The organism is Bradyrhizobium sp. (assembly GCF_030693485.1).
Classification (GTDB): Bacteria; Pseudomonadota; Alphaproteobacteria; order Rhizobiales; family Xanthobacteraceae; genus Bradyrhizobium.
On sequence record NZ_JAUYAN010000204.1, the window covers coordinates 1 to 10,170 of the forward strand.

The 10,170-nt window shown below is 63.2% G+C and carries 13 protein-coding genes; 8 read left to right on the forward strand and 5 right to left on the reverse strand.

The genetic code is table 11. The features are described from left to right. The 3 genes from Q8N40_RS15255 to Q8N40_RS15265 form a co-directional block, all read right to left on the reverse strand. Positions 1-662: enoyl-CoA hydratase (locus Q8N40_RS15255; RefSeq protein ID WP_305712389.1), on the reverse strand; the 662-nt coding region annotated here is incomplete at its 3' end. Between the two features lie 319 nt (positions 663-981). Next, on the reverse strand, positions 982-1,377 hold the full coding sequence (locus Q8N40_RS15260) for a helix-turn-helix domain-containing protein (RefSeq protein ID WP_305322135.1): 396 nt from the start codon (positions 1,375-1,377) through the stop codon (positions 982-984). Then, positions 1,374-2,432, reverse strand: coding sequence for a LysR family transcriptional regulator (locus Q8N40_RS15265; protein WP_305322134.1), 1,059 nt, complete (start codon positions 2,430-2,432; stop codon positions 1,374-1,376). Before Q8N40_RS15265 ends, Q8N40_RS15260 begins: the two co-directional genes overlap by 4 nt. 172 nt (positions 2,433-2,604) lie before the next feature. Between Q8N40_RS15265 and Q8N40_RS15270 the strand changes: the two genes are divergently transcribed. The 5 genes from Q8N40_RS15270 (at position 2,605) to Q8N40_RS15290 (ending at position 6,010) form a co-directional block, all read left to right on the forward strand. Further along, on the forward strand, positions 2,605-2,928 hold the full coding sequence (locus tag Q8N40_RS15270; protein ID WP_305712390.1) for a hypothetical protein: 324 nt from the start codon (positions 2,605-2,607) through the stop codon (positions 2,926-2,928). After that, a complete protein-coding gene (locus tag Q8N40_RS15275; RefSeq protein WP_305712391.1) occupies positions 2,921-3,190 on the forward strand; it encodes a hypothetical protein in 270 nt (89 codons plus the stop codon). Before Q8N40_RS15270 ends, Q8N40_RS15275 begins: the two co-directional genes overlap by 8 nt. 197 nt (positions 3,191-3,387) lie before the next feature. Next, positions 3,388-3,801 (forward strand): DUF3830 family protein, encoded by a 414-nt coding sequence (locus Q8N40_RS15280; protein WP_305322131.1) that lies wholly within the window; start codon positions 3,388-3,390, stop codon positions 3,799-3,801. A 2-nt stretch (positions 3,802-3,803) separates the two neighbouring features. Continuing rightward, positions 3,804-4,745 (forward strand): allantoinase PuuE, encoded by a 942-nt coding sequence (gene puuE, locus Q8N40_RS15285; protein WP_305712392.1) that lies wholly within the window; start codon positions 3,804-3,806, stop codon positions 4,743-4,745. Beyond that, positions 4,745-6,010: an allantoate amidohydrolase gene (locus tag Q8N40_RS15290; protein ID WP_305712393.1), complete on the forward strand. Its 1,266-nt coding sequence runs from the start codon at positions 4,745-4,747 to the stop codon at positions 6,008-6,010. Before puuE ends, Q8N40_RS15290 begins: the two co-directional genes overlap by 1 nt. A gap of 90 nt (positions 6,011-6,100) precedes the next feature. Here the strand turns inward: Q8N40_RS15290 and Q8N40_RS15295 are convergent, their stop codons facing one another. After that, complete coding sequence (locus Q8N40_RS15295; protein ID WP_305712394.1) at positions 6,101-6,400, reverse strand: hypothetical protein; 300 nt, start codon at positions 6,398-6,400, stop codon at positions 6,101-6,103. Further along, positions 6,397-6,960, reverse strand: coding sequence for a DUF5107 domain-containing protein (locus Q8N40_RS15300; protein WP_305712395.1), 564 nt, complete (start codon positions 6,958-6,960; stop codon positions 6,397-6,399). The genes Q8N40_RS15295 and Q8N40_RS15300 overlap by 4 nt, the downstream gene beginning before the upstream one ends. A 112-nt stretch (positions 6,961-7,072) precedes the next feature. Between Q8N40_RS15300 and Q8N40_RS15305 the strand changes: the two genes are divergently transcribed. From Q8N40_RS15305 to Q8N40_RS15315, 3 genes are all read left to right on the forward strand, one after another. Next, on the forward strand, positions 7,073-7,807 hold the full coding sequence (locus Q8N40_RS15305; protein WP_305320479.1) for a cytochrome c biogenesis CcdA family protein: 735 nt from the start codon (positions 7,073-7,075) through the stop codon (positions 7,805-7,807). A 217-nt stretch (positions 7,808-8,024) separates the two neighbouring features. Further along, the gene (locus tag Q8N40_RS15310; protein WP_305712396.1) at positions 8,025-8,411 is read left to right on the forward strand and encodes a DoxX family protein; all 387 of its coding nucleotides are present in this window, start codon (positions 8,025-8,027) and stop codon (positions 8,409-8,411) included. A 107-nt stretch (positions 8,412-8,518) separates the two neighbouring features. Continuing rightward, positions 8,519-10,170: DUF255 domain-containing protein (locus Q8N40_RS15315; protein WP_305712397.1), on the forward strand; the 1,652-nt coding region annotated here is incomplete at its 3' end.

The window sequence follows — 10,170 nt, forward strand, 5'->3', positions numbered from 1 at the left end:
TGAATGGCGAGCGGCGCGTTGCCGGAGATATTGCGGGCGATCTCCATGGTTGCGTTCCACAGTTCGGCATCCGTCACCACGCGGTCGACCAGTCCGATCCGCATTGCTTCGGCTGAATCGATCCGCATGCCCGTGTACATCAACAGCCGCGCCCAGGACGGGCCGACAAGCGACACCAGATGCTTCAGGCCGTCATAGCCATAGGCAATGCCGAGCTTGGCGGCGGGAATCCCGAACTGGCTGGTGTCGGAGGCGATGCGGATGTCGGCCAGCATGGCGACCTGCATGCCGCCGCCGAGGCAGAAGCCGCGGATGCAGGCGATGGTCGGCTTCGGGTAGTCCGCCAGCAGCGCGCGCTGCGCGGCGCTCTTTCGTGAATATTCTTCCGAGGCCTCGGCGTTGTGACGGGTTTTTTCGAACTGGCTGATGTCAGCGCCTGACACAAAAGCCTTGTCGCCGGCGCCGACCATGATGACGACGCGCACATCGGGATGGTCGCGCAATTCGAGCAGCGCCTGGCCGAGCCCCTCCCACATGTCGAGCGACATGGCGTTGCGCTTTGCCGGATTGTTGAAGGTGACGACGCCGACCCCGTCGGCGATCCCTTGCTGGATCTTGCCGTCGGCGAAGGATTTTTCCGGCTTGTTGGGGACGTCCAGCATCGGTGTGCTTTCGGTTATTTGGATCTGATCGACCTAAACTGGATTGAAGCATTGGCTCGATGTTTCGGCAATGCCAGTGCGCACGCTGGCAGCACAGGACGCATGCCACAGCCGCCGCCCTTCGAAACAGGCGCGATGGATGCCCGGATTACGGACAGCCAAATGCCGCCGTTTTCTACGGCGGTGGACTCGTCCTGTCGCAATTGCGGATCGATCGTGTTTGCGGAGCTGCGAAGCCGGTTCGAATCGTGAACCGGCCGTTCGCGCTGCGACCCGGGCCGCGAACCCGCGGGTTCGCGCCGGGATTGATTCGCAGCGCTTAGTCCTCGTTCGCGGCGATCGATTCCATCAAGGACACCAGCTGACGCTGAACGGTCTGGTCCTTGATCTTGCTGTAGGCGCGCAACAGCCGCAGGCTGAACGCGCTGTCGAGGAACAACAGGCTCTCGACTTCACGCGCCTTGCCGTCGCCGTCATAGAAGAACGTCACGGGCACATCGAGCGCGGTGGCGATTGCCTGGAGACGGGCAGCGCCGACGCGGTTGACGCCCTTCTCGTACTTCTGCACTTGCTGGAAGCTGACGCCGAGTTGGTCGCCGAGTTCCGCTTGCGAGATTTTCTGCTCAACACGCCGAAGCCGGATCCGCTTGCCCAATTCAATGTCCGGCTTGCCGGCACTGCGCTGCTTCATTTTCTTCGCTGCTGCTTTCATCATTCTGCCTTTTGTCGTCCGTCGGTCGAGAAGCCCCCGAATAGATGGGTCAGGGATTCACCCATATATACCGCTCCAAATTCGCTTGGATGGACGAATTCGTCCTTAAACCACGGGAATTTTGCGGGATTGAAAGCCTCCACCAGCCAGTCGATCATGTGCCGCACCCGGGGGATGCGGCCGCTGCCGGCATGATAGGAAAGCCAAATATCGAACGGCTGGCGCAACGGAATTTCGAGCGGCACGATCTTGCCGCCGAGCGCCGGGCCGTAGGTCGGAAACACGCCGATGCCGGCGCCGTTGGCGACGGCCCAATAGTGAGCACTGCTGACGTTGGTTTTCATGACAAGCAAATCGCGCTGCGAGTAACCGGGAAACAGGCGATCGAATGTCTCCTTGGCGGCGATCTCATCGGCGATCTGCATCACCAGCCGATGCTTGACCAGCTCTTCCGTGGTTTTCGGCGCGCCGTAGGTCTCGATGTACTTTTCGCTGGCAAAGAACATCATATGCATGCGGCCGAGCCGCACCAGTTTGACGTCGAGCGCTGCCGGCCGCGACAGATGGATCGCGATGTCGGCCTCGTGTCGCGACACGTCGGCGGAGCGCATCGCGCAATGCAGGTCGACCAGAATGTTCGGGAAGGATTGCTGGAATTCGACGAGGCGGGGCGCCAGCCAGAATGTCCCCAGGCCCTCGGTGACGGCCACCCGGACTTCGCCCGACAGCGCATTGGTGACGGAATTGCTGGCGCGCAGCAGGTCGAACGAAGCGGCCTCCATGCGTTCCACCGCTGACACCACCTGCGAGCCTTCGTCGGTCAGCCTCGTGCCGTGGACGTCGCGGGTGAACAGGGTGGCGCCGATCTGCCGCTCGAAATCGTCAATACGGCGGCGCACGCCGTTGATGGACAAGTCCAGCCGCTCCGCGGCGGACCTGAAACTGCCGCAGCGGACCACTTCCAGGAAAACCCTGGCGGCGTCCCAATCCGTGAGACTGCCGATGGCGACCTTTTGGCGTTCCTCCTGCGGAACGCCCCTTTCCACGACCAGAGGCATACAGAGTCCTTTGTGCGGGCTAAACTTGGCAGAATATGGTGAAAACTACAACCACTGCGGGTCCAGGGGCTGGGGATTCCGAGGGTTATACTTACCCTGTGGCTGAACAGGCCGCCCCCCGGCACATTGGGATACCGTCCGGTAACCGTTCCGGGCTCAAAAAGGGGCGATAGTGACGTCAGTTGTAAGCCTTCGGACCTTCGCGACTTCCTCCAGCGTCCCGATCGTCGTGTTCGTGGACATGCAGCAGGAATATCTGGCCAAGCCGCGGCCGCTGGCGCTTTCCGCGATCGATCGCGCGCTCGATAATCACCACGAGGTGGCTTACCTTTGCGGCGCATCGGCCAGCCATGCCCTCGACAACATGGTTGCGGACGACGACCGACGGGCTGTCTCGGGAATATTTGGACCGTATGGAGACGTGTATGAAACCGCCGACTGGATCGCCTCCACTCTACCTCGCAAGCTCGGTAACGGAAGAAACGCTGGTGGCTAATTCAGAAGAACGATTGCAGTCGATCCTCGCAACCCTTGAGCAGTGCCGCCTCGCCCTGGTCAAGGAGGCCCGTCCGGAGACTGCCAAGCTGGTGTCGCTGGCCGTTCTCGACCTTCGGATCGACCTCAGCAAAGTTCCGGATTCGGATCTGAAGGCCCTGTGCGACGCGATGACGCCGCCGGAGCAGGGGCCTGCGGGCAGGTCGAACGATCCGAACTCGCCCCGGGGCCCGCGCAAGCGCGCCGTGCTGAAGCTGGTCTAGTAGCGACGCGGTTTCGACGCCCTGCCGGATGACTTGGGGGATTGCCTGGCGGATCCGCGGATAGCCCGGTCCGGCCGGAGAGCTTTATCGGCAATTCCGGCGACAAAAATAATCTTGCTTCATCGCGCGCCGGCTGCAATCTGCGCCTCGGCTTGAGGAACACTGTTCCTCAACTTGAGGAACAGGGAAGCAACTGGATGAGCCAACTCATTGTCCGCGTCGGCGACTTCACGTTCGACGCACGTTTCGAAGACCAGCTGGCGCCCAAGACCTGCGCCGCCTTCCGCGCCGCGATGCCGTTCGAGAGCCAGGCGGTTCATGTGCGCTGGAGCGGTGAGGCGGTCTGGCTGCCGCTCGGCGATCTCGACTTCGGCGTCGGCTATGAGAACCACACCAGCTATCCCGCACCGGGCCAGGTCATCCTTTACCCCGGCGGCATCAGCGAGACCGAGATTCTGCTGGCCTATGGCGGGGTGCACTTCGCCAGCAAGATGGGCCAGCTCGCCGGCAACCACTTCATCACGCTGACCTCGGGGCTCGACCGGCTGCCGGAGCTCGGCAAGACCGTGCTCTACAAGGGCGCACAGAAGGTCCGGTTCGAGGCGGCCTAGGAATGGCGGACGCTGCATATCCCCGGGATCTCCGCGGCTATGGCCGCAACCCGCCCGATCCGCAATGGCCTGGCGGCGCGCGGATCGCGTTGCAGTTCGTGGTCAATTTCGAAGAGGGCGGCGAGAACAGTATCCTGCACGGCGATCCCGCTTCGGAAGCCTTTCTGTCGGATGTGCTGGGTGCGCAGCCGTGGCCGGGACAACGCCACGCCAACATCGAATCGATGTTCGAATACGGTTCGCGTGCCGGCTTCTGGCGGCTGTGGCGTGCCTTCACCGAGCGCAAGCTGCCGGCCACCGTGTTCGGGGTCGCGACCGCGCTGCAGCGCAATCCCGACGTCGTCGCGGCGATGAACGAGGCAGGGTGGGATATCGCCAGCCACAGCCTGAAATGGGTCGAGCACCGGAACATGCCGGAGGCGGAGGAGCGCGCGACCATGGCGGAGGCGATCCGCGTTCACACCGAGGCCACCGGCGCGCGGCCGCTCGGCTGGTACACCGGACGATCCTCGATCAACACGCTGCGGCTGGTGATGGAGGCCGGCGGTTTCCTGTATTCCAGCGATTCCTACGCCGACGATCTGCCTTACTGGGTCAGGGGCGCGGCCGGGCCGCATCTCGTCATTCCCTACAGCCTCGACGCCAACGACATGCGCTTCGTCAACGCCCAGGGTTTTTCAAACGGCGAGCAGTTCTTCAGCTATCTCAAGGACAGTTTCGACGTGCTCTACGCCGAGGGCGCGAGCTCGCCCAAGATGATGTCGGTGGGCCTGCATTGCCGGGTTGTCGGCCGGCCGGGCAGAGCGGCGTCGCTGCTGCGCTTTCTCGATTATGTCGCCAGCCATGACAAGGTCTGGGTGCCGACCCGGCTGCAGATTGCGCAGCACTGGCACGCCCATCTGGCGCATCTCGCCGACGGCGCGCCCGACATCGGATCGTCGTGATGGGGCCGGAAATCGCTGCAACGGGCGAACTCGGCCGGGAGATCGTCCGCCGCATCGAGGCGCTCGGAGCCATCTCCGAGATGCCGGACCACCTGATGCGAATCTTCCTTTCCCCCGAGCACCGCGCCGCGGCCGATCTGTTGCTGTCGTGGATGCGGGATGCCGGCATGGCGGCGCATCTCGATGCCATCGGCAATGTCTGCGGCCGTTACGAAGGCGATAGGACGGGCCTGCCCTGCCTGATGCTGGGATCACATTACGACACGGTGCGCGACGCCGGCAAATGGGACGGGCCGCTCGGGCTCATCACCGCGATCAGCTGCGTCGCGGATCTGCACCGGCGCGGCAAGCGGCTGCCGTTCGCGGTCGAGGTGACCGGCTTTGCCGATGAGGAAGGCGTCCGCTTCGCTTCCACGCTGCTGGGCAGCCGGGCCGTGGCGGGAACGTTCGACGAGAGCGTGCTGGGCTCAAAGGACGGCGCCGGCCTCGCGATGCGCGATGCGCTGACGACATTCGGCCTCGACCCCGACCATATCGGTGCGGCGGCACGGGTGCGCGGCGAATTGCTGGCCTATGTCGAACTGCACATCGAGCAGGGCCCGGTGCTGGAAGGCCTTCATCTACCGGTCGGAATAGTCACGGCGATCGCGGGCGCGACGCGGCTTGCGGCCAGCCTCACCGGCATGGCCGGCCATGCCGGCACGGTGCCGATGCTTCTGCGCCGCGATGCGCTCGCCGGATCAGCCGAATGCATCGTCGAGATCGAGCAATTCTGCCGGACCGACCAGGACGGACTTGTCGGCACCGTCGGATATATCGATGCGAGGCCGGGCGCCACCAATGTCATCCCGGGGCAGGTGTCGTTCACCATCGATATCCGCGCGCCCTCCGATGCGCACCGCAAGCTCGCCGTCGCCGATATCGTCCGGCGCATCGAAAACATCGCCACGCGCCGCAAGCTGCAGCTGCAGCTCGACGTCACCCACGAGAACCGCACCGTGCCCTGTGCCCCATGGCTCAGGAGCCAGATGTCGGAAGCCGTCGCCGCGGAGGGCTTTCGTCCCTTCGAACTGGCCAGCGGGGCCGGCCATGACGGCATGGCGATGATCGACGTCGCCGACGTCGCGATGCTGTTCGTGCGCTGCCGCGGCGGCATCAGTCATCATCCGGACGAGCATGTCGATCCGGCCGACGCCGACGCCGGCGCCCGCGTGCTGCTGCGGCTGATCGAGAATTTTCGTCCGCGGGGGACGACCAGCGAGTGACGCGGACCCGGCGTGGCCCGGGCCTTCTGCAAAAAATTGCAAAACAACCCCATGTACAGTATGTAACCTGTAACATGATACCTTTTCACTCTATGGCAGGCCGCGATATTTTGTTCCTGTCCCGGCTGCGATCAGATGCTTTCCGTCCGCGGCCGCGATGGTCAGCTGGACCTGTCCGCCGCTGCCGCCGGGAGGTATTGCCGCGTCAAAGCGATTGCCGTTCTCCGGATTGGCCTGCACGGCGTCATCGAACAATACCGCGTCGCCGCGCTTCAGCGTGACGCGCAGCGGCGCGGTCGGCTCGACGCTGAAGAACTGAAGATTCACCCGCGCGTCCTCGGCCGCCAGATCGACCAGGATGTTCTCGTTCGCATGCGTGACGTTGCTCATGCCGACCGTCGGGCTGCAGGTTTCCGGAACAGACACTTCGCCGAGCGCGGAAAGGTGGCGCTGTGGAAGAACTGGTCCGACACGCCCGCCCACAATTCGATGTGAGGCCGCTGCGGGTTCGGGTCCTTGCGCGCGTCGGTTTCGTGCGTGAACGACGGAAATCCCCACGTCCACATTTTCAATCCCGGCGTGACCTTGTTGTCGGCGATGCGGATGATGCCTTGCTCGTTGTCGTGGTTGATGACGCCCCAGAAATTGCCGCCCTGCATGTCGGGCGCCGCATAGGGGATGCCGATCGTCGGCCAGTTCCTGAAGTGGCGCAGTTTTTCGAAACGGCTCTTGCCCGCGCCCGCGCTCGCGTCGCCGTCGGACAGATTGGCCGACCGGCGCGGGGTGCTGTAGGCCTCGATCGGTGCGATGATTTCGGCGCCGCCGGTCGTCCTGGGATTGTTCGGATTCGATCCCGGCGGCGAAATCGGGCAGCTCCATGCCAGATCCGGTCCCCGGCAGCAGGGCTCACCGCGACCTGACCGAAAAGTGACGGGCAGATCGGCTTTCAAGTGCTTGTCGCGATCACAGAGATGCTACACCGCCGCGGGGATCGGCAGATGAGTACCGGGACCCAGGCTGGAACACCCGCTCCAGCCCGATAACAATGATGGCAATGACGACATGATTCAGGATGTCTCGATTCCCGCGGCGCTGCTTGCCGGTCTGGTCAGTTTTCTGTCGCCCTGCGTGCTGCCGCTGGTGCCGCCCTATCTGATCTACCTCACCGGCGCGACCATCGAACAGGTGGCCAATGACGAGACGAAAGCCTCTACCAGGCGCGCGGTGATGATCTCGGCCGGCATGTTCGTGCTCGGCTTTTCCACCGTTTTCGTGGCGCTCGGCGCCAGCGCCTCGCTGATCGGAAGCCTGATCCGCGCCTGGTCGGCGGAGCTGTCGATCGTCGCCGGCATCGTCATCATCATCATGGGCCTGCATTTTCTGGGGCTGACCCGGATCGGCTTCATGATGCGCGAGGGACGGTTGCCGATCCCGAAGCCGGTGGGCCTGTGGGGCGCCTATGCGATGGGGCTCGCCTTTGCGTTCGGCTGGACGCCCTGTATCGGCCCGATCCTCGCGGCCATCCTGTCGGTCGCCGCCGCCGAGGCCACGGTGACCAAGGGGGCGATGCTGCTCGCGGTCTATTCCGCCGGGCTCGGGATTCCGTTCCTGATCGCGGCGTTCATGGTCGAACAATTCTCCGCCCTGTTCGCGCGGATCAAGCGGTACCTCGTCAATGTCGAGCGGGCGATGGGTGTGCTGCTGGTCGTCACCGGCATCGGCTTCCTGACCGGCGCCGTCACCAGCGTCAGCATCTGGCTGCTGGAGACCTTTCCGGCATTGCAGAATTTCGGCTAGCGCCGCGTAACAAGTAGGCCTGTTGCAACGAAACTCCTGTAGGACAGGATTTGCTGCACTGCGGCCTCGGCATGACTTAAGCCGGTTTGATGAAACCGCCGATCGGTGGTCGCCGTAAGCCTATTACTTGGGGGGTACCATGGTTGCTATCGTCAATTTGCTCATCCTCTTGCCTGCACGCATTGCTTCGCACTTCGCCTGGGCCGGGCCGTTGATCATGCGGCTCATCGTCGGTTACGTCTTCATGCTGACCGGCTGGAGCAAGCTCAACAACCTCCCGCAGATGGTTCAGAACTTCACCGACTGGGGGATTCCCTTTCCGCAACTCCTGACCCCGTTTGTTTCGGTGGTGGAGTGCGTTGGGGGCGCCATGCTGATACTTGGTCTGTTCACCCGGATTCCGGCGGCCATGCTGGCCGTGGTGATGCTGGTCGCCATCAAGGTGGCGAAATGGGAGAACGTCGATTCGCTGGAAACGCTGCTCGGTTTCGAGGAAGCCACTTACTTCGCGGCGTTCCTCTGGCTGGCGATCGCGGGTCCAGGCTCCGCTTCGCTGGACCGGTTGCTGCTGAACTCCGCCGGCCATCGCCGTGAGTCCACCTGACGGTTGACCCGATGAGCCGTCTCACGTTCGCGTGATATCGCGAAAATGGTGAGCCCGGATTTTCCCGGCCACATAGCTGGGCAAACAATCGCGCTCCGGGAGATGTCATGAAGCTTGTCCGCAGGCTTGCCTTCGCCATCGTCGTCCTCGCGGCGTCGCCGTCTTTCGCGACCGGGATCAAATGGAGCGAGTGGAACGACGATCTGTTCGTTCGTGCCGCGGCCGAAAAGCGTTTCGTGATCCTCGATCTGGAAGCGGTGTGGTGCCATTGGTGCCACGTCATGGCGAGGACGACCTATGCCGATCCGGAAGTGACGGAGCTTCTGGCCTCGAAATATCTGCCCGTCCGTGTCGATCAGGACGCCAATCCCGACCTGTCGAGCCGCTACGGCGACTGGGGTTGGCCGGCGACCATCATCTTCAACTCCGACGGCACCGAGATCGCCAAACTCAGGGGATATATCGAGCCGGCGCGGATGCAGGCATTGCTCAAGGCGATCATCGACGATCCCTCGCCGGGGCCCTCGGTCGGCGAGGCTTTCGAGATCAAACCGTCCACCTCGACATTCCTCACCAAGGCGCAACGCGCCGAGTTGATCAGGAAGTTCGATGAATCCTATGAGGACAAGCTCGGCGGCTGGGGCGAGGTCCAGAAATACATCGACGCCGACAGCCTGGATTACGCATTATCGCGCGCCGAAGCCGGTGATGCCGCGGCGATCAAGCGCGCGCGACAGACCCTCGACGCGGCAGTCGCATTGATCGATCCGATCTGGGGCGGCGTCTACCAGTATTCGGAAGGCGGATCCTGGACCCGTCCGCATTTCGAGAAAATCATGTCGTTCCAGGCGCAATATCTGCGCCAGTACAGTCAGGCCTATGCGCTCTGGAAGGACCCGAAATATCTTGCCGCCGCGCGCAACATAGAACGCTATTTGGCGGCATTCATGTCCAGTCCCGACGGAGCATTCTACGTCAGCCAGGATGCCGATCTCGATCGCGAAACCGATGGGCATAAATTCTATGCCTTGCGCGAAGCCGACCGCCGCAAGCTCGGCATGCCGCGCATCGACAAGAACCTGTATGCGCGCGAAAACGGCTGGGCGATCAGCGGATTGACCGCGTTCTACAATGTCACCAACGATCCCAGGGTGCTCGGCAGCGCCGAGCGCGCTGCGAAATGGGTGAACGACAATCGGGCGCGGCCCGAGGGTGGATTTCGTCACGGGGCCAAGGATCGCGGTGGCCCGTTCCTCGGCGATACACTGGCGATGGGTCAGGCATTCCTGGATCTGTATGCCGCGACCGGCAAACGGGAATGGCTCACATCCGCGGCCAGGGCCGGGGACTTCGTCGCGACATTCGAGGACAAGGACGGCGGCTTCCTGACCTCGAAGACCTCGGAAGCGAAGGTCGGCGTGTTCGCGAAACCTGCGAAATTGATCGATGACCAGATCCAGGTTGCCCGCTTCATGAATATGCTCAGCCGTTACTTTGGCAGCGAGAGCTATCGGGAGCATGCATCGCATGCGATGCGATACTTGATCGGCGCATCGGCCGACATGATCCGGCCCCTGCCGGGCGTGTTGCTCGCGGACGACGAACTCGCGGTCGAGCCGACGCATATGACCATCGTCGGACCCAAGAAAGACCCGCGTGCCGAGACCCTGCACGCCTTGGCGCGCGCGCTTCCGGCGAGATACAAGCGCCTCGAATGGCTGGACTCCCGCGAAGGCAAGCTTCCCAATCCCGACGTCGA